The organism is Pantoea sp. Tr-811 (genome assembly GCF_011752535.1).
Taxonomy (GTDB): Bacteria; Pseudomonadota; Gammaproteobacteria; order Pseudomonadales; family Pseudomonadaceae; genus Aquipseudomonas.
Window position 1 is genome coordinate 1 of record NZ_VWXJ01000004.1, and the last position, 21,074, is coordinate 21,074.

Below are 21,074 nucleotides of genomic sequence, written 5' to 3' on the forward strand. Positions count from 1 at the left end.
ATTCTACGCTTTCCTCATTTCGTGTCAAGCGTTTATTTTGAAGTTTTTTGCGAGAAACTCGTTTAGCTTCAAACACTTGACTCGCTGCGATCTCTCGTAGCGGGAGGCGAATCATACAGCGTTTTGAAACGCTGTCAACACTCATCTCAACCGCTAGCAATCTTTCGATCGAAGCCCTTTCAGTGACTTCTTAACAAGCTAACTCGTTGAATTTCAAGAAGTTTGTTGTTCCGATGTCGCTGGAAGTGGGGCGCATTATAAGGGGATTCGGAGGGGCGTCAACCTTTAATTTCAAGAAATTGAAATATAGGAGGAAAAGACCGTGTTACGGCTGGTAGGTGCCCGCCACGACACGTTCAGCGCCTGGGAGATCGAGCGCCGCCCGCGCGGCGCTTCGCGAGCTGCGCTCGCTCCTACGTTTGTTTCGGGCCAGTGGGGCCTGGGGGATTGGCGCGCGAACGCCTTGGCGCATGCCTGGATATCGCGACGTACAAACAAGGGGCCGCGCGCGGTGGCCACATGAACACTGGCCCGAAACAAACGTAGGAGCGAGCAAAGCTCGCGATGCGCCGCGCGGGCGGCGCTCGATCTCATAGGCGCCAAATGCGTCGTGGCGTACACCCCGAATACCACGCCAACCTCAGACAGGCCACCCACCAGCCCCACCCCAAAAACAAAGCGGGGAAGCCTACCGGCCTCCCCGCTTCTATATAGCTACACCACCCGCCAATCACTCAGCCTTCAGCGTAACCCGTGCAAACGACTTCTTACCCGCCTGGCACACATGGGTCGCACCCAAGACAAACATGAAATCCTTGTCGACCACCGCACCATCAACCTTCACCGCACCACCGCTCAACAAATCGCGAGCCTGCGCCGAGTTCTTCACCAGGCCCGCCCGGTTCAGCACAGCAGCGATCGGCAAGTCTTCCGCCGCAGCCACTTCCACTTCCGGCAAGTCCTCAGGCAGCTCACCCTCCTTCATGCGGTTACCCGCCGCGCGGTGAGCATTGGCCGCCGCCTCTTCACCGTGGAAGCGCGCAACGATCTCTTCGGCCAGCTTGATCTTGACATCACGCGGGTTCGCGCCATTGGCAACGTCGGCACGCAACTGCTCGATTTCTTCCATCGAACGGAAGCTCAGCAGCTCGAAGTAACGCCACATCAGCGTGTCCGGGATCGACACCAGCTTGCTGTACATCACACCCGGCGCTTCCTGGATGCCCACATAGTTGCCCAGCGACTTGGACATCTTCTTCACGCCGTCGAGCCCTTCGAGCAGCGGCATGGTCACGATGTTCTGCGCTTCCTGGCCATAGGCACGCTGCAGCTCGCGCCCCATCAACAGGTTGAACTTCTGGTCGGTACCGCCCAACTCCACGTCAGCTTTCAACGCCACCGAGTCATAGCCCTGCACCAACGGGTAAAGGAACTCGTGAATCGCGATCGGCTGGTTGGTGGTGTAGCGCTTGTCGAAGTCGTCGCGCTCAAGCATACGCGCCACGGTGTACTGCGACGCCAGGCGGATGAAATCGGCCGGGGTCAGCTGGTCCATCCAGGTGGAGTTGAACGCGACTTCGGTCTTGGCCGGGTCGAGAATCTTGAACACCTGCTGCTTATAAGTCTCGGCGTTGTCCAGCACCTGCTCGCGGGTCAGCGGCGGACGGGTGGCGCTCTTGCCGCTCGGGTCACCGATCATGCCGGTGAAATCACCGATCAGGAAGATCACCTGGTGCCCCAGCTCCTGGAACTGGCGCAGCTTGTTGATCAACACCGTGTGCCCCAGGTGCAGGTCAGGCGCAGTCGGGTCGAAGCCTGCCTTGATACGCAGAGGCTGGCCGCGCTTGAGCTTCTCGACCAGTTCCGACTCGACCAACACCTCTTCCGCACCGCGCTTGATAAGCGCCAGCTGCTCTTCAACCGACTTCATAGACAGACCCGCAAGGCTCAGATTCAAAGGGAGCCAACCATACAAGATCGGCCATCAATTACAAGTTTCGAAATGAAATGTGACCCGACCGCCGCGTCACAGCGTCTACGCGCCCTTGCGCGAAAATGGATTTGGTTATATTTTATACAGTTATTTCATCTTCATCATGTCATTCATCTTTTCCATATTCATTTTTCTTCAAAGTCTCCGTACCTATGACCAACGAAACGCCTAAAGCGCCCCCGCTTTATCCGAAAAGCCATCTGTTGGCCGCCAGCGGCATCGCCGCCCTGCTCAGCCTGGCCCTGCTGGTATTTCCGTCCAGCGAAGTCGAAGCCAAGAAGACCACCCTCAGCCTGGAGCTGGAACGCCCGGCCGAACAGCTGAAGGATGAGTCCAACGCCGCGCCACTGGTGCAGGCCGAGGCAGACCAGGGTTCGCCCTTCGCGCAAATCGAAGGCGCCGAAGCGAACACCGAGCAGGCGTCCGAGCAAGCGCCGGCCACCGACAGCAAAACCCAAGCCCAAGCCAAGGACCCCGCCCACCGCGAAGTCACCGTGGCCAGCGGCGACACCCTCTCCACCCTGTTCGCCAAGGTCGGGCTGCCGGCCAACGCCGTGCACGACCTGCTGGCCAGCAACAAGCAGGCCAAGCAGTTCAGCCAGCTCAAGCACGGCCAGGTCCTGCAGTTCGAACTCGACAAGGACGGCCAACTGGCCAGCCTGCACAGCAAGGTCAGCAACCTCGAAACCATTCGCCTGACCAAAACCGCCAAGGGCTACACCTTCGACCGCGAAATCAGCAAACCGGTGGTGCGTGCCGCCTATGCCCATGGCGTGATCAAAAGCTCGCTGTCGGCCTCGGCCCAGCGTGCCGGCCTGTCCCACAGCATGACCATGGACATGGCCAAGGTGCTCGGCTACGACATCGACTTCGCCCAGGATATTCGCCAGGGTGACGAATTCGACGTGGTCTTCGAACAGAAGGTCATGGACGGCAAGGTGGTCGGCACCGGCAACATCCTGTCCGCACGCTTCACCAACCGCGGAAAAACCTACACCGCCGTTCGCTACACCAACAAACAGGGCAACACCAGCTACTACACCGCCGACGGCAACAGCCTGCGCAAGGCGTTCATCCGCACGCCGGTAGACTTCGCCCGCATCAGCTCGCGCTTCTCGGCAGGCCGCAAGCACCCGATCCTGAACAAGATCCGCGCCCACAAAGGCGTCGACTACGCCGCCCCGCGCGGCACACCGATCAAGGCAGCCGGCGACGGTCGCATCGAGCTGGCGGGCCGCCGCGGCGGTTACGGCAACACCGTGATCATTGCCCACGGCAACAGCTACAAGACCCTGTACGGCCACATGCAAGGCTTTGCCAAGGGCATCAAGACCGGCAGCAGCGTGAAACAAGGCCAGATCATCGGCTACATCGGCACCACCGGCCTGTCCACCGGCCCGCACCTGCATTACGAGTTCCAGGTCAACGGCGTACACGTCGACCCGCTGAGCCAGAAGGTGCCGATGGCCGACCCGATCGCCAAGGCCGAGCGCCAGCGTTTCCTGCAGCAGAGCCAGCCGCTGATCGCCCGCATGGATCAGGAAAAGGCCACCCTGCTCGCTGCGAACAAGCGCTAAGCCGGTGGCGTACTACCTGGGGGTGATGTCCGGCACCAGCCTCGATGGCCTGGACATCGCCCTGATCGCGCAAGGCGAGCAGCTTGAACTGCTCGCCACCCATTACCTGCCCATGCCCGCCGACCTGCGCCAGCAGTTGCTGGGCCTGTGCAGCAGCGGCCCCGACGAGATCGCCCGTGCGGCGCTAGCCGAGAACCGCTGGGCCAGCCTGGCGGCAGAGGGCATCCAGCAGCTGCTCGCCCGCCAGGGGCTCAAGCCCGGCGCCATTCGCGCCATCGGCAGCCACGGCCAGACCATCCGCCATGAACCCGCCCGCGGTTTCACCGTGCAAATCGGTAACCCGGCCCTGCTCGCCGAACTCACAGGCATCAGCGTGGTGGCCGACTTCCGGCGCCGCGATGTGGCGGCAGGCGGCCAGGGTGCGCCCCTGGTTCCGGCCTTCCATGAAAGCCTGTTCGGCCACCTTGGCCAGCGCCTGGCGATCCTCAACGTGGGGGGGTTCAGCAACCTCAGCCTGATCGAGCGCGACACGCCGGTACACGGTTTCGATTGTGGCCCCGGCAACGTCCTGCTGGACGCCTGGATCGACCGCAAACAGGGCAAGGCCTTTGATGCCGATGGTGCCTGGGCGGCCAGCGGCACGGTACAGCCTGGCTTGCTCGGCAGCCTGCTGAGCGACCCATTCTTCGCCGGTAGCGGCCCGAAGAGCACCGGCCGCGAAGTGTTCAACCTGCCCTGGCTGGATGGCCACCTGGCGGGCTTGCCGGCTTACCATGACGAAGACGTGCAAGCGACACTGCTGGAGCTTACCGCGCGCAGTATCAGCGAATCGCTGCTGGCCGCCCAGCAAGGCACCGAAGCGGTGCTGGTCTGCGGTGGTGGCGCGCGTAACGGTGCCTTGATGGCGCGCCTTGCCCAACTGCTGCCCACGGCAGAGGTTGCCAGCACTGGCGCACACGGCGTGGACCCGGACTGGGTCGAGGCCATGGCCTTCGCCTGGCTCGCCCACTGCTGCCTGGAAGGCATTGCCGCCAACCGCCCCAGCGTTACCGCAGCCCGGGGCTTGCGCGTACTCGGCGCCGTCTACCCGGCATAAGGGCTACGCCTGAATGCAAAACGCCGCGCAATTGCGCGGCGTTTTCGTATCACCCAGGTTCAGATCGAGAACGACGAACCACACCCACAGGTGGTGGCGGCATTCGGGTTCTTGATGACGAAGCGCGAACCTTCCAGGCCTTCCTGGTAGTCCACCTCGGCGCCGGCCAGGTACTGGAAGCTCATCGGGTCGACCACCAGGGATACGCCTTCGCGCTCGACGATGGTGTCGTCTTCGGCCACATCTTCATCGAAGGTGAAGCCATACTGGAAGCCCGAGCAGCCGCCGCCGGTGACGAACACGCGCAGCTTCAGGCGGTCATTGCCTTCTTCGGAAACCAGGTTCTTCACCTTTTGCGCAGCGCCGTGGGTGAATTCCAAAGCCGTAGGGGTGAAGGTTTCGACGCTCATGTTGATTCTCCCGGCGCGGTAGCCGCCATAAAACTCGATGACGCGCATTATCCGCTTCTCCGAGAAAATCGGTCAACAATAGTGCGCCTTTAGTCGCGACAAACAAAAAGGCCCGCACGGGGCGGGCCTAGGCATGGCTTCAAGCGCTTACGGCAGCAGGCCGGCGTGGGACAGGCCCATGCGCTCGTCCAGGCCGAACAGGATGTTGAGGTTCTGCACCGCCTGGCCCGACGCGCCCTTGACCAGGTTGTCGATCACCGACAGCACCACCACCAGGTCGCCGCCCTGTGGGCGATGCACGGCAATGCGGCAGACGTTGGCGCCGCGCACGCTGCGGGTTTCCGGGTGGCTACCGGCAGGCATTACGTCGACGAACGGTTCATCGGCGTAACGCTTTTCGAACAGCGCCTGCAGGTCGACCGAGGTGTCGACGACATTGGCGTACAGGGTCGCATGGATACCGCGGATCATCGGGGTCAGGTGCGGCACGAAGGTCAGGCCGATATCCTTGCCCGCTGCCAGTCGCAGGCCTTGGCTGATTTCCGGCAGGTGACGGTGGCCCTTGACTGCATAAGCCTTCATGCTCTCACCGGCCTCGCAGAACAGCGAGCCCACGGCCGCGCCACGGCCAGCACCGCTGACACCCGACTTGCAGTCGGCAATCAGGCGCGACGGGTCGGCCAGGCCGGCTTCGAGCAGCGGCAGGAAGCCCAGTTGGGTCGCCGTTGGGTAGCAGCCCGGCACGGCAATCAAACGTGCCTGGCGGATCTTCTCGCGGTTCACCTCAGGCAGGCCATATACCGCATCCTTGAGCAGCTCTGGCGCACCGTGCGGCTGGCCATACCACTTGCCCCACTCGGTGGCGTCCTGCAGGCGGAAGTCGGCCGACAGGTCGATGACCTTGGTGCCTGCCGCCAGCAGCTCGCCGGCGAGGGCGTGGGCCACGCCGTGCGGGGTGGCGAAGAACACCACGTCGCAGGCGGCCAGGGTCTTGCTGTCCGGCACGCTGAACGCCAGGCCGTCATAATGGCCGCGCAGGTTCGGGTACATGTCGGCAACCGCCACGCCCGCTTCGGAGCGCGAAGTGATGACCGCAACTTCCGCCTGTGGATGCTGTGCCAGCAGGCGCAACAGTTCGACGCCGGTGTAACCCGTGCCGCCGACGATACCGACCTTGATCATAACGCTTGCCCCTTATCAACGAGCCGTCTGGAAAGCGCACGATAATAGGGGCGCGAAGCGCCTGTAACAACTCTTGGGGTGCCTCTTGCGGCCCCAGGCCTCTACTATCTGACGACCGTGAATACCTGAAGGAACTCCCCCCATGCTCTACCTCTGGATCAAAGCGCTGCATATCGTCAGCGTGGTCTGCTGGTTCGCCGGCCTCTTCTACCTGCCCAGGCTGTTCGTCTACCACGCCCAGAGCCAGGACAGCATCAGCCAGGAACGCTTCGTCACCATGGAGCGCAAGCTGTACCGCGGCATCATGAACCCGGCCATGATCGCTACCTACGTGTTCGGCGCCTGGATGCTCTACCTCACCCCCGGCTGGCTGAGCCAGGGCTGGTTGCATGCCAAGCTCACCCTGGTGATCCTGCTGACCGGCTACCATCACATCTGTGGCGCCCAGCGCAAACGCTTCGAAGCGGGCAGCAACACCCGCAGCCACGTGTACTACCGCTGGTTCAACGAAGTACCCGTGCTGTTCTTGCTGGGCATCGTGATTCTCGTGGTGGTCAAACCGTTCTGACATAAACGCCCTGCACTGGAGCCTTGCCCATGTCCCTGCCTGCCTCGCTCGAACACCGCCTGCGCCTGCCCGTGGTGGCGGCGCCGATGTTCCTGATTTCCAACCCTCAGCTGGTCCTGGCCTGCTGCGCCAATGGCGTGGTCGGCAGCTTTCCGGCACTGAACCAGCGCGACAGTGCAGGCTTCAAGGCCTGGCTGGAAGAAATCGAGGCGGGCCTGGCCCAATTGCAGGCGCCAGCGCCCTATGCGGTGAACCTGATCGTGCACCCGACCAACCCGCGCCTGCAGGCAGACCTTGCCCTGTGCGTCGAGCACCGGGTGCCCATCGTCATCACCAGCCTCGGCGCCGTGAAGGAAGTGGTCGATGCCGTACACGGCTATGGCGGCCTGGTGTTCCACGACGTGACCACGCGCCGCCATGCCGAAAAAGCGGCCGAAGCCGGTGTCGATGGGCTGATCGCCGTGGCAGCAGGCGCTGGCGGGCACGCCGGCACCTGGAGCCCGTTCGCACTGGCGGCCGAAATCCGCCAGTTCTTCGACAAGACCTTGCTGCTGGCCGGCTGCATCAACCACGGCCATGAAATCCTCGCTGCCCAGCTGCTGGGCGCGGACCTCGCCTACATGGGCACACGCTTTATCGCCACCCGCGAAAGCCACGCCCAGGACGCCTACAAGCAGATGCTGCTCGACGCCCACGCGGCGGACATCATCCACACACCGGCAGTATCCGGTATCCCGGCCAGCTTCCTGCGCCCGAGCCTTGAGCAGGCCGGCTATGACATGGCCGCGCTGAAAACCGGGCATGAGCAGGGCAAGCTCAAGCCCATCGACGACGAAGCCAAGGCCTGGAAGACCGTATGGTCTGCCGGCCAGGGCGTGGGCGATATCCACGACCTGCCCAGCGCCGGCGCACTGATCGAGCGCTTGGGCGACGAATACCAGGCCGCCCTTGAGCGCAGCCAACGCCTGCGCGGTAAAGCCCTGTAGCAAAAGGCAACACCTTGTTCGGCCAAGCTGTACACTAGGCGCCCTCTTCCGCCCCCAGGAGCCTTGCATGACCCGTTACGCCATGATTACCGGTGCTTCCAGCGGCCTGGGCCTGGCCCTGGCGGAAGCCCTGGCGCGGCGTGGGCGCAACCTCATCCTGGTGGCACGCCACCGGGAAACCCTGGAGCCAGTGGCACTGGAACTGGCCCAACGTTTTGGCGTGGAAGTGCTGCTGCGCGCCTGCGATCTCAGCCAGCCCCTGCGCCTGTCGGGCTTCGTGCTGGAACTGGAAGAAGGCGAGCGGCGCATCGACCTGCTGGTCAACTGCGCCGGCCAGCGCACCTATGGCCCGTTCCTGGCCCACGAGTGGGCCGATGAGCAAGACCTGCTGGAGGTCAACATCCTCGCCTTGAGCCGCCTGTGCCACGCCATCGGCAACCTGATGGCCGTGCAGGGCGGCGGGCAGATCCTCAACGTCGCGGGCCTGGCGGCCATGGCGCCGGGGCCGTCGATGGCCACCTATGCCGCCAGCAAAGCCTATGTGATGAGTTTCAGCGAAGCCCTGCGCGAAGAGCTCAAGCCTGCCGGCATCAAGGTTTCTGTCCTCTGCCCCGGCCCGGTTCGCTCATCGCGCCGGCGCATCCCCAGGCTCGACGGCAGCAGCCGCTGCCTGAGCCCGGAAGAAGTCGCGCTGTACAGCGTGCGTGCCCTGGCAAAGAACCGCGCGCTGATCATGCCAGTACGCCGCAACCGCTGGCTGGCCTTCGCACCACGGCTGCTGCCACGCTGGTTGGCGCGCAAGCTGGCGGGCTTCATCCACCGCCGCTATTGCCCGGTTGGCATGGAATAGGCACTGGGCGAGCGGCGCCCGGCTGAGTACACTCGGCCCGACCCTCACCATGGAGCAAGTGCTGTGGACGATCTTTTCCTCAAAATCATCAACCGGGAAATCCCGGCGGATATCATCTACGAAGATGACCAGATCCTCGCCTTCAAGGACATCGCCCCCGCGGCGCCGGTACATTTCCTGGTCATCCCGAAGAAACACATCCGCACCCTCAATGACCTGACCGAAGAGGACAAGGCCTTGGCTGGCCATATCCTGTTCACCGCCCAGCGCCTGGCCGTCGAGCAAGGCTGTGAAGAAGGCTTCCGCGTGGTCATGAACTGCAACCCCAAAGGCGGCCAGACCGTCTACCACATTCATATGCACGTGCTTGGCCAGCGCCAGATGAACTGGCCACCGGGCTGACCCAAGGCAAGCCCCTCCCGGGCGATTGAGGTAAACTGTCGGGCATCACTTCAGCGGAGGTGCCCGATGGCCACCGAACGTCACTACTCGCCGCTCGACCGCTTGTTGCTGCAGGCCGATACCGCCATGCGCACCTTGCTGCCCTTCAGCGGCCAACCGTCCCGCCCGTCACCGGCAATCATCCAGCCCGATGCCGACCTGGATGACACCCAGACCCGCCATATCGCCGGCCTGATGCGCATCAACCACACCGGCGAAGTCTGCGCCCAGGCGCTGTACCAGGGCCAGGCCCTGACGGCCAAGCTGCCGCAAGTGCGCAAGGCCATGGAACATGCTGCCGAGGAAGAAATCGACCACCTGGCCTGGTGCGAACAACGCATCCGCCAGCTGGGCAGCCATCCGAGCGTGCTCAACCCACTGTTCTATGGCATGTCGTTCGGTATCGGCGCGCTCGCAGGGCTGGTCAGCGACAAGGTCAGCCTGGGTTTCGTCGCAGCCACCGAGCACCAAGTGTGCAAGCACTTGGACGAACACCTGGAGCAGTTGCCGCAAGAGGACGAAAAGTCCCGCGCCATTCTCGAACAGATGCGCGTAGACGAAGAACAGCACGCCGAATCTGCCCTTGAGGCCGGCGGCTACCGTTTCCCCGCGCCCGTGCGCTTTGGCATGAGCCTGCTGGCCAAGGTCATGACCAAGAGCACCTACCGTATCTGAAGGCCCAGCCATGACGGACCGTATCGACGCCAAGGACCTGGCGCGCGCCGTGCAAGCCGGCATTCTCCAGCCGGGCCAGGACCAGGCCCTGCTGGCCTTCCTGCGCCAACAACCGGCAAGCCGCGGTACATTCCAGCTGGCCCACGTTGCCTTCTATTTCGGCGCCTTGCTGATCATGGGGGCGATGGGCTGGCTGCTCACCGAAGCCTGGATGCGCATTGGCGACGGTGCCCTGTTGGCCGTTGCCACCCTGTATATCGCCCTGCTCACCCTGTTCGCCCTCAACCTGCACAAGCGCCAGCAACCGGTTGCAGCCGGTGTACTCGCCGCCGTCGCGGTGAGTATCGTGCCGTTGGCGGTTTTTGCCATCGAACGCTTGGCGGGCTGGTGGCCACTGGATGATATGCAGGCGGACTACCACCACTACTACACCTACGTGCAAGGTGGCTGGCTGGCGATGGAAGCGGCGACGGTGCTCGCCGGGCTGCTGATGTTGCGCCTGATCCCCTACCCGTTCATCGTCATGCCGATTGCCGTGGCCTTGTGGTTCATGTCGATGGACCTGACCGAGTGGGCCTATGGCGCACCGTTCAACTGGGAACAACGGCGTACGGTGTCGCTGTGGTTCGGGTTGGGCATGCTGCTGATATTTGTGCTGATCGATGGGCGAACCCGTGAGGATTATGCCCGCTGGGGCTACCTGGCCGGGCTGGCCGCGTTCTGGGGTGGGCTGAATTTGATGGAAAGCGGCAGCGAGCTGGGCAAGGCGCTGTATTGCCTTATCAACCTGGCGCTGATGGGCCTGGCGGTGGTGCTGCGCCGGCCGGTGTTCATGGTGTTCGGGGCACTGGGGGTGGCGGGGTACCTGGGATACCTGTCCTATGAGGTATTTGCCGACTCGTTGTTGTTCCCGCTGGTGGTGACCTTGATCGGGCTGGGCGTGATCGGCCTGGGGCTGGCCTATCAGAAACGGCGGGAGCGGTTGAGCCAGGTGGTGAGAAGCAGCTTGCCGGGATGGTTGGTCAGTGCATTGCCGGCACTGCGGGACTGACTGAAGGTTGCCGGGGCCGCGTTGCGGCCCATTCGCAGGCAAGCCTGCTCCTACAGGGGCCGCCTGGGTAGGAGCAGGCTTGCCTGCGATGGGCTGCGCAGCAGCCCCAAGCGAATTCAGCCCAACTCGACGATTTCGTAGCCATGGGTGATTTCCACCCCGGCACGCTCAAGCATGATCGAGGCCGAGCAATACTTCTCCGCCGACAGCTCTACCGCCCGCTTGACCTGGGCTTCCTTGAGCCCACGGCCCTTCACCACGAAGTTCATGTGGATCTTGGTGAACACCTTCGGGTCTTCGCTGGCACGCTCGGCCTCCAGGAATGCCTCGCAGCTTTCCACCGCCTGGCGCGACTTCTTCAGGATGCTCACCACGTCGAAACTGCTGCAACCACCCAGGCCCAGCAGGAGCATTTCCATCGGGCGCACACCCAGGTTACGGCCACCGGCCTCGGGCGGGCCGTCCATCACCACCACGTGCCCACTCCCCGATTCGCCGAGGAACATCGCTTCACCGGCCCACTGGATGCGTGCCTTCATCTGTCCATACTCCTGAATTTCGCAAAAGGGTGTCAGCTTAAGCCTTGTATGCCCGTCGGAAAAGCTCAACGCGACTCGCTTTAGTACCGAAACATCCTGCTACGTCTGATAAGCTGGCGCCAATTGACTGGCGCGTCGCGCCAGACAATCACTAACAAGAGCCTATGCGTCGCATCGAACAGGATTTCGTGATGGTTGCCTCAGCCCTACCCGCCAAGATCAAGAACATCGACAAGCTGCTGGTCCACTGCCAGCGCCGCCGCTACACCGCCAAATGCAACATCATCTGCGCCGGTGATCGTGCCGAAACCTTGTCGTTCATCATCAAGGGCTCGGTCACCATCCTGATCGAGGACGACGAAGGTCATGAAATGATCATCGCCTACCTCAACAGTGGCGATTTCTTCGGTGAACTGGGGTTGTTCGAGCCCGCTGGCAGCGACCAGCAGCGCAGCGCCTGGGTGCGCGCCAAGACCGAATGCGAAGTGGCGGAAATCAGCTACGACAAGTTCCGCGAACTGGCCCGCCAAGACCCGGACATCCTCTATGCACTGGGCAGCCAGATGGCCCAGCGCCTGCGCAATACCACGCGCAAGGTCGGCGACCTGGCCTTCTTCGACGTCACCGGCCGCGTCGCCCGCTGCCTGCTCGACCTGTGCAAGCAGCCCGACGCCATGACCCACCCCGACGGCATGCAGATCAAGATCACCCGCCAGGAAATTGGCCGTATCGTCGGTTGTTCCCGGGAGATGGTCGGCCGCGTCCTCAAGGACTTGGAAGAACGCAGCCTGGTGCAGGTCAAGGGCAAGACCATGGTGGTCTACGGCACCCGTTAATCCCGCGGCAGTGCCGCCAGCACGTCGCGGTAAGCCTGGGACAGGCGCTCGAACCAGGGCGCTGCAGGCGCCACTTCGTGCAGGGCGATGTGGCTGTCGGCGCGGCAGCGCTGTTCCAGGCCGCAGCATTCATTGAACCGGTTGACCGCCGCGACCATCGACTCGCGCTCGTTGTCCAGCAGCAGCGCGCCATGCACCAGCACCACCGGGCGCTTGCCACCCAGGCCCTGGCGCCAGCGCTGAGCCGTGCCGACCAATTTGCGGCCATTGAGGTTGACGTTGTAACGGCCATCGCAGAAGGCCCCGTCGATCTCCCCGACCGACGCCACCCCGCCCCATTCGCGCAGCACCTCGCACAAGGGCAGGCACAGCCGCTCATAGGCATTTTCGATACGGCCATGGTCACCTTCGCTGCGCGGGGCGACGTACACCAGTGCAACGTTCACCGTCGAATGCGACTGCGGCACCGGCTCGCCGCCGGTTTCGCGCAGCAGCACCGGCCAACCGGCAATGGCCAGCTCCGAACAGGCGGCTTCGAAATTATCCAGGCGGCTCATGCGCCGGGGCATCACCAGCGCATGGTCGGTGGGGCGCCAGAACAGCATGCCGCTGTCGTGTTCGCCGCGGCACACCGCGGCCAGCAGGTCCTGCTCGGCGTGCAGGCCCTGTTCGACGGTGAGGGCCAGGGGTTGATCGGTCATTGATCCACCTTTGATGTTGGGTTCACCGGCCCTTTCGCGGGGCAAGCCCGCTCCTACAAGGGGTGGTGTAGCTCTGTAGGAGCGGGCTTGCCCCGCGAAAGGGCCGGAACAGGCACACAAAAAAGCCGGCATCTACGCCGGCTTCATTACTCATCAGTCCAGAGGCTGAACAGTCTTCTTCACCTGCTCCGGGAAGAACAACCGCTGCAGCTCAAGCCCTGGCTGCTCGGCACGCATGAATGCCTCCCCCACCAGGAACGAGTACACCTCGTTGATCTCCATCAGCTCGACGTCGGCGCGGTTGAGAATACCGCTCTCGGTAATCGCCAGGCGGTCGCGCGGAATTCGCGGCAGCAGGTCGAGGGTGGTGTCCAGGCTGACGTCGAAGGTGTGCAGGTTACGGTTGTTGACCCCGACCAGCGGCGTGTCGAGGGTCTTCAAGGCACGCTCCAGCTCATCGCCGTCATGCACCTCCACCAGCACGTCGAGGCCGACATCCTTGGCAACCGAAGCCAGCTCGGCCATCTTCACATCGTCCAGCGCCGAAACGATCAACAGCACGCAGTCGGCACCCAGGGCCCGGGCCTCGACGATCTGGTACGGGTCGACCATGAAGTCCTTGCGGATCACCGGCAGCGAAACTGCCGCACGGGCCTGCTGCAGGTACTCGTCGGCGCCCTGGAAGTAGTCCACGTCGGTCAGCACCGACAGGCAGGTCGCCCCACCCTTTTCGTAACTGACGGCGATTTCCGCCGGCGCGAAGTGCTCACGGATCACGCCCTTGCTCGGCGAGGCCTTCTTGATTTCGGCAATCACCGCCGGCTGCTTGCGCTTGGCCTGTGCGATCAGGGCATTGGCAAAGCCACGCGGGGCATCGGCCGCCTTGGCCAGGCGCTCCAGCTCGGCAAGGCTGACCCGCGCGCTGCGCTCAGCCACTTCCTGGAACTTGCGGGCGATGATCCTTTCCAGCACCGTCGGCACACTCATGCTTCGTTCTCCACCTTGAATACGGCAGTAAAGGCACCCAGCTCCTGCAGCTTCTCCCAGGCAAGGCCGGTGTGCAGTACGTCGTGGGCCAGTTCCACACCCGCCTTGAGGCTCATCGCATGGTCGGCGGCATACAGCGCGGCGCCGGCATTGAGCACGATCATTTCAGCGGCCTTCTGGCCGTTCTCGGTCTTGCGACGGCCCAGGGCATCGCGAATCAGCTCCAGCGACGCCTGCGGGTTCTCGACCGCCAGGCCGTGCAGGCTCTGGCTCTTCATGCCGAGGTCTTCGGGCTCGACCCAGTATTCGCTGATCTGGTCATTCTTGAGCTCGGCTACGAAGGTTGGCGCCGCCAGGCTGAATTCGTCCAGGCCGTCCTTGGAGTGCACCACCAGCACGTGCTTGCTGCCCAGGCGCTGCAGCACCTCGGCCAGCGGGCGGCACAGCGCCTGGTTGAACACACCCACCACCTGGTGCTTCACGCCTGCCGGATTCGTAAGCGGGCCCAGCATGTTGAACAAGGTGCGCAGGCCCAGGTCGCGGCGCGGGCCAGCGGCATGCTTCATGGCGCTGTGGTGGCTCTGGGCGAACATGAAGCCAATGCCCAGGCTGTCGATGCAGCGGGCGACCTGGATCGGGGTCAGGCTCAGGTAGATGCCGGCAGCTTCCAGCAGGTCGGCACTGCCGCTCTTGCCGGAAACGGCGCGGTTACCGTGCTTGGCCACGGTGCAGCCCGCCGCCGCGAGCACGAATGCAGAGGCCGTGGACACATTGAAGATGTTGGCGCCGTCGCCGCCAGTGCCGACGATATCGACCACGCAATCCAGGCTTTTCAGTTCGACCTTGTCGGCCAGCTCGCGCATCACCGACACCGCACCGACGATCTCGTCGATGCTCTCGCTTTTCATGCGCATGCCCATCAGGAAGGCGCCAATCTGCGCCTCGCTGCACTGGCCGGTCATGATCTGGCGCATGACATCGCGCATTTCATCGGTGGAAAGGTCCAGGTGGCCGACGATCCGGCTCAACGCGCTCTTGATATCCATGATCGTTCCTTAACGGCGGCCGCCGGTTTGCTTGAGGAAGTTGGCGAACAGCTCGTGGCCCTGCTCGGTCAGAATCGACTCGGGGTGGAACTGCACCCCCTCGATGTTCAGGGTCTTGTGGCGCAGGCCCATGATCTCGTCGACCGAGCCATCGGCATGCGCCGTCCAGGCAGTGACTTCCAGGCAGTCCGGCAGGGTTTCGCGCTTCACCACCAGGGAATGGTAGCGGGTCACGGTCAGCGGGTTGTTGAGCCCGGCGAACACGCCCAGGTCGCGGTGCAGCACCGGGCTGGTCTTGCCGTGCATCACCTGGCGCGCACGCACCACGTCACCACCGAAGGCCTGGCCGATGGACTGGTGGCCCAGGCACACGCCCAGAATCGGCAGCTTGCCGGCGAAATGCAGGATGGCTTCGATGGACACGCCCGCTTCGCTCGGGGTGCAGGGGCCTGGGGAAACGACGATGCGCTCGGGGTTGAGGGCTTCGATCTGGGCGATGGTCATTTCGTCGTTGCGAATGACCTTCACCTCGGCACCCAGCTCACCCAGGTACTGAACAACGTTGTAAGTGAATGAGTCGTAATTGTCGATCATCAGTAACATCGGGCTAAACCTCTTGAATCTACTGACTTCAAAAATCGAACCTTCCTACACCGGCCACAGGCACGGTTTGGCCACGCAGGGCAGTCGCTAATCGGACAGGAAGGCAAACAGGGGCGGGCCGGACGGGCCGGCAGGAGATAAAGTCAGGCGCGCCAACGCCAACGGGCGTGGGCCTTGATAACGCGCATCAAGAGTTTGCTGACGATCAACACAGGATAGGTCTCGCTCATACGTTCCGGCACAGTAGCCTACCGGGGCGGCGGGCGCAACATGCCCGTAAACACGGGGAAACGAATGGACTTGGAAGCGATGCCCGGCGATTTGCTATGGTCGATCGGGTAGTCCTCATAAAAACAAAGAAAAGGATGTTCATTGATGCGAAAAATACCCGTACTGCGCTTTGCCCTCGCCTCGCTGGCCCTGGCCTGCAGCCAGGCCTTCGCCGCCCCCTCGCCCTACTCCACGCTGGTCGTGTTCGGCGACAGCCTGAGCGATGCCGGGCAATTCCCTGACCTGACCGGCGGCACCCTGGGCATGCGCTTCACCAACCGCGACGCCAATGGCAACTATGCGCCGGTGTCGCCGATGATTCTCGGTGGCCGGCTTGGCATCAGCCCAGGCGAACTGGGCCCGTCGACGTCACCGACCTACCAGACGCTGGGCCTTGCCGATGGCAACAACTGGGCGGTTGGCGGCTACACCACGCAGCAAATCCTCGACTCGATTACCGCTACCTCGGAAACCGTGATTCCGCCTGGCAACACCGGGGCCGGCCTGGTGCTGCGTGAAAAACCGGGTTACCTGGCCAACGGCCTGCAAGCCGACCCGAATGCCCTGTACTACCTGACCGGCGGCGGCAACGACTTCCTCCAGGGCCTGGTCAACAGCCCCGCCGACGCCGCAGCAGCAGGCGCCCGTCTGGCCGCCAGTGCCCAGGCGCTGCAACAGGGCGGCGCGCGCTACATCATGGTGTGGTTGCTGCCAGACCTGGGGCAAACCCCGAACTTCAGCGGCACCGCCCAGCAAACCCCGCTGTCGCAGTTGTCCAGCGTGTTCAACCAGTCGCTGCTCAGCCAGCTGCGCCTGGTCGATGCCGAGATCATCCCACTCAACATTCCCGTGCTGCTCAGCGAGGCGCTGGCCGACCCCACCCAGTTCGGCCTGGCCAGCGGGCAGAACCTGGTGGGCACCTGCTACAGCGCCAGCAACTGCGTTGGCAACCCGGTGTACGGCATCAACGGCACCTCGCCCGACCCGACCAAGCTGCTGTTCAACGACGCGGTGCACCCCACCATCGCCGGGCAGCAACTGATTGCCGACTACGCCTACTCGATTCTTGCCGCGCCCTGGGAGCTGACCCTGCTGCCGGAAATGGCCCATGCCAGCCTGCGCGCCCACCAAGACGAGCTGCGCAACCAGTGGCAGGCGCCGTGGCAAGCAGCCGGCCAGTGGCAGGCGTTCGTCAGCAGCGGCGCCCAGGACCTGGACTTCGACGACCAGCGCAGCGCCGCCAGCGCCGATGGCCGTGGCTACAACCTGACCGTGGGCGCCAGCTACCGGCTCAATGATGCCTGGCGCCTGGGCCTGGCAGGTGGGGTGTACCGGCAGAAGCTCGAAGCCGGCGAGCAGAACTCGGACTACAAGCTCGACAGCTACCTGGCCAGCGCCTTCGCCCAGTACCGCCAGGGCCGCTGGTGGGCCGATGCCGCGCTCACCGCCGGGCACCTGGACTACCACGACCTCAAGCGCACCTTCGCCCTGGGCGTGAACGAGCGCAGCGAAAAGGGCGACACCGATGGCGAGACCTGGGCAATGAGCGGCCGGCTGGGTTACAACCTGGCCGCCGACAGCAGCCCCTGGCAACTGGCGCCGTTCATCAGCGCCGACTACGCACGGGTGAAGGTCGATGGGTATGACGAGAAGAGTGGCCGCTCGACGGCACTGGGCTTCGATGACCAGGAACGCACGTCGCGGCGCTTGGGGGTAGGCGTGCTAGGCAGCGTGCAGGTACTGCCGAGTACCCGGCTGTTCGCCGAGGTGGCGCAGGAACATGAGTTCGAGGATGACCAGCAGGATGTGACCATGCACCTGACCACATTGCCGGGTAATGACTTCACGTTGACGGGGTATACGCCGCACAGTGACCTGACCCGGGCCAGCCTGGGGGTGAGCCATGAAGTGGTGGCAGGGGTGCATGTGCGGGGGAACTACAACTGGCGCAAGAGCGATGAGTTGACCCAGCAAGGGGTGAGCCTGGGGGTCAGCTTCGACTTTTAAATCCTGGAATACCTGTGCTGCTTGATCGCGAGCTTCGCTCGCTCCTACGGGCTGTATCGCAATCCGTGTAGGAGCGAGCGCAGCTCGCGATGCGCCGCGCAAGCGGCGCCATTTCAGCACGCTACTTGACGGTGGTCTGCTCAGCCAACGCCACCGCACGGAACATCGCCCGGCGCTTGTTGATGGTTTCTTCCCACTCCAGCGCCGGCACCGAGTCAGCCACGATACCGCCACCGGCCTGCACATGCAGCTCACCGTCCTTGATCACCGCCGTTCGAATGGCAATCGCAGTGTCCATGTTGCCGTTCCAGGCAAAGTAACCCACCGCACCGCCATACACACCGCGCTTGACCGGCTCCAGCTCGTCGATGATTTCCATGGCACGAATTTTCGGCGCACCCGACAAGGTGCCCGCCGGCAGAATCGCCCGCAACGCATCCATCGCCGTCAGGCCCTCGCGCAGCTGGCCGGTGACGTTCGAGACAATGTGCATCACGTTGGAATAACGCTCGATCACCATCTTCTCGGTCAGGCGCACGCTGCCGGTCGACGACACCCGGCCCACGTCGTTGCGCCCCAGGTCGATCAGCATCAGGTGCTCGGCGATTTCCTTGTCGTCCGACAGCAGGTCATCTTCCAGCGCCCGGTCGGCTTCCTCGGTCGCGCCACGCGGGCGAGTGCCGGCGATCGGGCGCACGGTAACCAGGTTGTCTTCCACCCGCACCAATACCTCGGGCGAGCTGCCGACCACATGGAAGTCGCCAAAGTTGAAGAAGTACATGTACGGCGTCGGGTTGAAGCAACGCAGCGCACGGTACAGGTCGATGGGCGCTGCCTGGAAGTCGATCGACATGCGCTGGGACGGCACCACCTGCATGCAGTCACCGGCCAGGATGTATTCCTTGATACGGCCCACCGCGTTCTCATAGTCGTCACGGGTGTAGCTGGAACGGAATTCCGGCTCGGCAGCCATGGGCCCGCTCAGGTCCAGGCCACGGCGCGGGGTGATCGGCTGGCGCAGGGTTTCAAGCAGCCCCTGCAGGCGTGCCTGGCCCTGTTCGAAGGCCTGCTCGGCGGCCGGGTCGACCAACACGATGGCGTGCATCTTGCCCGCCAAGTTGTCGAACACCACCACCGCGTCAGACACCATCAGCAGGATGTCCGGCACGCCCAGCGGGTCCGGGTTCGGGCTGGCACCCAGGCGCTTTTCCACATAACGCACGCAGTCATAGCCGAAGTAGCCGACCAGGCCGCCATTGAAACGTGGCAGGCCGGGAATGTCGGCAACCTTGTAGCGGTCCTTGAACGCCTCGACGAACGCCAGCGGGTCTTCGACGTCGTGGCTTTCCACCTCAACGCCGTCTTCAAGGATGCTGACGTGGTAGCCGTGCACGCGCATCACGGTGCGCGACGGCAGGCCGATCATCGAGTAACGGCCCCACTTCTCGCCGCCCTGCACCGATTCGAGCAGGTAGGAGTTGGGCTGGTCTGCCAGTTTCAGGTAGATCGACAGCGGCGTGTCGAAGTCGGCCAGGGTTTCGCAGGCCAGGGGGATGCGGTTGTAGCCGGCAGCGGCCAGGCGCAGGAATTCTTCGCGGATCATGGGTAGCCTCGTGGCAAGCAGCAATAGGGTCGGGCAAGCGGACGGGCCGGCAGGCGCCGGCGGGCAGAAGTCAGGCGCGCCAGCGCCAACGGGCCAGGGCCTTGATGACTTTCATCCAGAATTTGCCAGTGACCGCCACGGTGGACTCTCTGTCTTGGGAGGCTTGAAGGTCCGCCAACGTTATCCCAGTGGCCGGGTCTGTGCAACCGGGCAGCAGTGCACGCAAATCGTCGATCACCAGGCTCGGGGCTTCGTCGGTGATCGGCCGGCCATGGTTGTAGCCATAGGTCAGCCCCACGCTTTGTACACCTGCTGCCTTGGCCGCCTGCACATCGCTGCGCGAATCGCCGACGAACAGCGACTGCTGCGGGCTAACCCCGGCCATCTGCATGACGAACAGCAGGGCCGCTGGGTCGGGCTTTTTCTGCGGCAAGGTATCGCCGCCGATGATCCAGCGGAAATAGCTGCCGAGCTTCATCTGGTCCAGCAGCGGGCCAACGAAGCGCTCGGGCTTGTTGGTGATCAGCGCCATCTCCACGCCCTGCTTGCGCAGCCAGCGCAGGGTGTCTTGCACACCGGGGTAGACCACGGTCAGCTCATGGCTTTGCGCATAGGCCTCCATGAACAGAGCCAGGGCTTGGTCGGCCAGGGCATCGTCGACGGCTGCGTGATCGATGCCCCCGGCCAGGGCCCGGCGCACCAGCACCTGGGCACCGTTGCCGACCCAGTGGCGCACCGCCTCAAGGCCTGCCGGCGGGCGCCCCAGTTCGAGCAGCATGCGGTCCACGGCGGCGGCCAGGTCCGGTACCGAGTCGATCAGGGTACCGTCCAGATCGAACATCACCAGCCTGGGCAGCGCTCCCGGGAACAGCTGCTCGAAGCCGCTCATGGGCGGGCCTGGGCCAGTTCGGCGCGCATCTTGTCGATCACGGCCTTGTAGTCCGGGGCGTTGAAGATCGCCGAGCCGGCAACGAAGGTGTCGGCGCCAGCGGCAGCGATTTCGCGGATGTTGTTGACGTTGACGCCACCGTCGATTTCCAGGCGGATGTCACGGCCACTGGCATCGATCAGCGCACGGGCCTCGCGCAGCTTGTCGAGGGTGCCGGGGATGAACTTCTGGCCGCCGAAACCTGGGTTGACGCTCATCAGCAGCACCATGTCGACCTTGTCCATCACGTACTTCAGTGCATCCAGGCTGGTGGCCGGGTTGAACACCAGGCCGGCCTTGCAACCGCCGTCCTTGATCAGCTGCAGCGAACGGTCGATGTGCTGCGAGGCTTCCGGGTGGAAGGTGATGTAGGTAGCGCCGGCCTCAATGAAGTCGCCGATGATGCGGTCGACCGGGCTGACCATCAGGTGCACGTCGATGGGCGCGGTAACGCCGTACTTGCGCAGGGCGCTGCAGACCATCGGGCCGATGGTCAGGTTGGGCACGTAGTGGTTGTCCATCACATCGAAGTGAACGATGTCGGCACCTGCGGCCAGAACCTTGTCGACGTCCTCGCCCAGGCGGGCGAAATCGGCGGAAAGAATGGAGGGGGCAATAGCGTAGGGCTGCATGGCGCACCTGTTGGCAGAATCACGGTGGCGCGCATTGTAACCGTTTTAACCCGTGCCGGCCTCTTCACGGGTAAACCCGCCCCCACAGGCTGC

General features: G+C 63.7%; 21 protein-coding genes. 10 read left to right on the top strand and 11 right to left on the bottom strand.

Annotation, left to right across the window (positions count from 1 at the left end; translation table 11 throughout):
* Positions 1-730: 730 nt before the first annotated feature.
* Positions 731-1,930, bottom strand: coding sequence for a tyrosine--tRNA ligase (tyrS, locus tag F3J44_RS07095; RefSeq protein WP_167066624.1), 1,200 nt, complete (start codon positions 1,928-1,930; stop codon positions 731-733).
* Positions 1,931-2,145: 215 nt separating this feature from the next.
* On the opposite strand from tyrS, the gene F3J44_RS07100 reads away from it, so the two are divergent.
* Both F3J44_RS07100 and F3J44_RS07105 read left to right on the top strand, forming a co-directional pair.
* Positions 2,146-3,570, top strand: coding sequence for a peptidoglycan DD-metalloendopeptidase family protein (locus F3J44_RS07100; protein ID WP_167271410.1), 1,425 nt, complete (start codon positions 2,146-2,148; stop codon positions 3,568-3,570).
* Positions 3,571-3,574: 4 nt separating this feature from the next.
* Complete coding sequence (locus F3J44_RS07105; protein WP_167271412.1) at positions 3,575-4,666, top strand: anhydro-N-acetylmuramic acid kinase; 1,092 nt, start codon at positions 3,575-3,577, stop codon at positions 4,664-4,666.
* 59 nt (positions 4,667-4,725) lie between these two features.
* Here F3J44_RS07105 and erpA read toward each other — a convergent pair whose 3' ends face one another.
* On the bottom strand, positions 4,726-5,076 hold the full coding sequence (erpA, locus tag F3J44_RS07110) for an iron-sulfur cluster insertion protein ErpA (RefSeq protein ID WP_015268740.1): 351 nt from the start codon (positions 5,074-5,076) through the stop codon (positions 4,726-4,728).
* A gap of 147 nt (positions 5,077-5,223) precedes the next feature.
* On the bottom strand, positions 5,224-6,258 hold the full coding sequence (gene argC, locus F3J44_RS07115) for an N-acetyl-gamma-glutamyl-phosphate reductase (RefSeq protein ID WP_016715798.1): 1,035 nt from the start codon (positions 6,256-6,258) through the stop codon (positions 5,224-5,226).
* A 142-nt stretch (positions 6,259-6,400) separates the two neighbouring features.
* Here argC and hemJ point away from each other — a divergent pair, with 142 nt between their 5' ends.
* The 6 genes from hemJ (at position 6,401) to F3J44_RS07145 (ending at position 10,829) form a co-directional block, all read left to right on the top strand.
* Positions 6,401-6,826, top strand: coding sequence for a protoporphyrinogen oxidase HemJ (hemJ, locus tag F3J44_RS07120; protein WP_167271414.1), 426 nt, complete (start codon positions 6,401-6,403; stop codon positions 6,824-6,826).
* Positions 6,827-6,855: 29 nt separating this feature from the next.
* Positions 6,856-7,812 carry a nitronate monooxygenase family protein gene (locus F3J44_RS07125; RefSeq protein WP_167271416.1) on the top strand — a complete coding sequence of 319 codons (957 nt, stop codon included), beginning with the start codon at positions 6,856-6,858 and terminating at the stop codon, positions 7,810-7,812.
* A 67-nt stretch (positions 7,813-7,879) separates the two neighbouring features.
* Positions 7,880-8,662, top strand: a complete 783-nt coding sequence (locus F3J44_RS07130) for an SDR family oxidoreductase (RefSeq protein WP_167066608.1) — start codon at positions 7,880-7,882, stop codon at positions 8,660-8,662.
* 63 nt (positions 8,663-8,725) lie between these two features.
* A complete protein-coding gene (locus F3J44_RS07135) occupies positions 8,726-9,064 on the top strand; it encodes a histidine triad nucleotide-binding protein (RefSeq protein WP_003255518.1) in 339 nt (112 codons plus the stop codon).
* Between the two features lie 66 nt (positions 9,065-9,130).
* Positions 9,131-9,778, top strand: a complete 648-nt coding sequence (coq7, locus tag F3J44_RS07140) for a 2-polyprenyl-3-methyl-6-methoxy-1,4-benzoquinone monooxygenase (protein ID WP_167066605.1) — start codon at positions 9,131-9,133, stop codon at positions 9,776-9,778.
* Between the two features lie 10 nt (positions 9,779-9,788).
* Complete coding sequence (locus F3J44_RS07145; RefSeq protein ID WP_167271418.1) at positions 9,789-10,829, top strand: DUF2157 domain-containing protein; 1,041 nt, start codon at positions 9,789-9,791, stop codon at positions 10,827-10,829.
* Positions 10,830-10,945: 116 nt separating this feature from the next.
* Here F3J44_RS07145 and F3J44_RS07150 read toward each other — a convergent pair whose 3' ends face one another.
* Positions 10,946-11,368 (bottom strand): OsmC family protein, encoded by a 423-nt coding sequence (locus F3J44_RS07150; protein WP_004376171.1) that lies wholly within the window; start codon positions 11,366-11,368, stop codon positions 10,946-10,948.
* Between the two features lie 191 nt (positions 11,369-11,559).
* On the opposite strand from F3J44_RS07150, the gene crp reads away from it, so the two are divergent.
* A complete protein-coding gene (crp, locus tag F3J44_RS07155; protein ID WP_167066599.1) occupies positions 11,560-12,204 on the top strand; it encodes a cAMP-activated global transcriptional regulator CRP in 645 nt (214 codons plus the stop codon).
* Here the strand turns inward: crp and F3J44_RS07160 are convergent.
* The 4 genes from F3J44_RS07160 to F3J44_RS07175 form a co-directional block, all read right to left on the bottom strand.
* Positions 12,201-12,905 carry a lipoate--protein ligase family protein gene (locus tag F3J44_RS07160; protein WP_167066596.1) on the bottom strand — a complete coding sequence of 235 codons (705 nt, stop codon included), beginning with the start codon at positions 12,903-12,905 and terminating at the stop codon, positions 12,201-12,203. The genes crp and F3J44_RS07160 overlap by 4 nt on opposite strands.
* 153 nt (positions 12,906-13,058) lie before the next feature.
* Positions 13,059-13,892 (bottom strand): indole-3-glycerol phosphate synthase TrpC, encoded by an 834-nt coding sequence (gene trpC / locus F3J44_RS07165; RefSeq protein ID WP_167271420.1) that lies wholly within the window; start codon positions 13,890-13,892, stop codon positions 13,059-13,061.
* Positions 13,889-14,938 (bottom strand): anthranilate phosphoribosyltransferase, encoded by a 1,050-nt coding sequence (gene trpD / locus F3J44_RS07170; RefSeq protein ID WP_167271422.1) that lies wholly within the window; start codon positions 14,936-14,938, stop codon positions 13,889-13,891. Before trpD ends, trpC begins: the two co-directional genes overlap by 4 nt.
* Before the next feature lie 9 nt (positions 14,939-14,947).
* Positions 14,948-15,541, bottom strand: a complete 594-nt coding sequence (locus F3J44_RS07175) for an aminodeoxychorismate/anthranilate synthase component II (RefSeq protein WP_167066587.1) — start codon at positions 15,539-15,541, stop codon at positions 14,948-14,950.
* Positions 15,542-15,916: 375 nt separating this feature from the next.
* On the opposite strand from F3J44_RS07175, the gene estP reads away from it, so the two are divergent.
* Complete coding sequence (gene estP / locus F3J44_RS07180; protein ID WP_167271424.1) at positions 15,917-17,818, top strand: esterase EstP; 1,902 nt, start codon at positions 15,917-15,919, stop codon at positions 17,816-17,818.
* A 121-nt stretch (positions 17,819-17,939) separates the two neighbouring features.
* Here the strand turns inward: estP and trpE are convergent, their stop codons facing one another.
* The 3 genes from trpE to rpe form a co-directional block, all read right to left on the bottom strand.
* Positions 17,940-19,421: an anthranilate synthase component I gene (trpE, locus tag F3J44_RS07185; RefSeq protein ID WP_167066581.1), complete on the bottom strand. Its 1,482-nt coding sequence runs from the start codon at positions 19,419-19,421 to the stop codon at positions 17,940-17,942.
* A gap of 70 nt (positions 19,422-19,491) precedes the next feature.
* Positions 19,492-20,310, bottom strand: a complete 819-nt coding sequence (locus tag F3J44_RS07190) for a phosphoglycolate phosphatase (protein WP_167066578.1) — start codon at positions 20,308-20,310, stop codon at positions 19,492-19,494.
* Positions 20,307-20,981: a ribulose-phosphate 3-epimerase gene (rpe, locus tag F3J44_RS07195; RefSeq protein ID WP_167066574.1), complete on the bottom strand. Its 675-nt coding sequence runs from the start codon at positions 20,979-20,981 to the stop codon at positions 20,307-20,309. Before rpe ends, F3J44_RS07190 begins: the two co-directional genes overlap by 4 nt.
* Between the last annotated feature and the right edge of the window lie 93 nt (positions 20,982-21,074).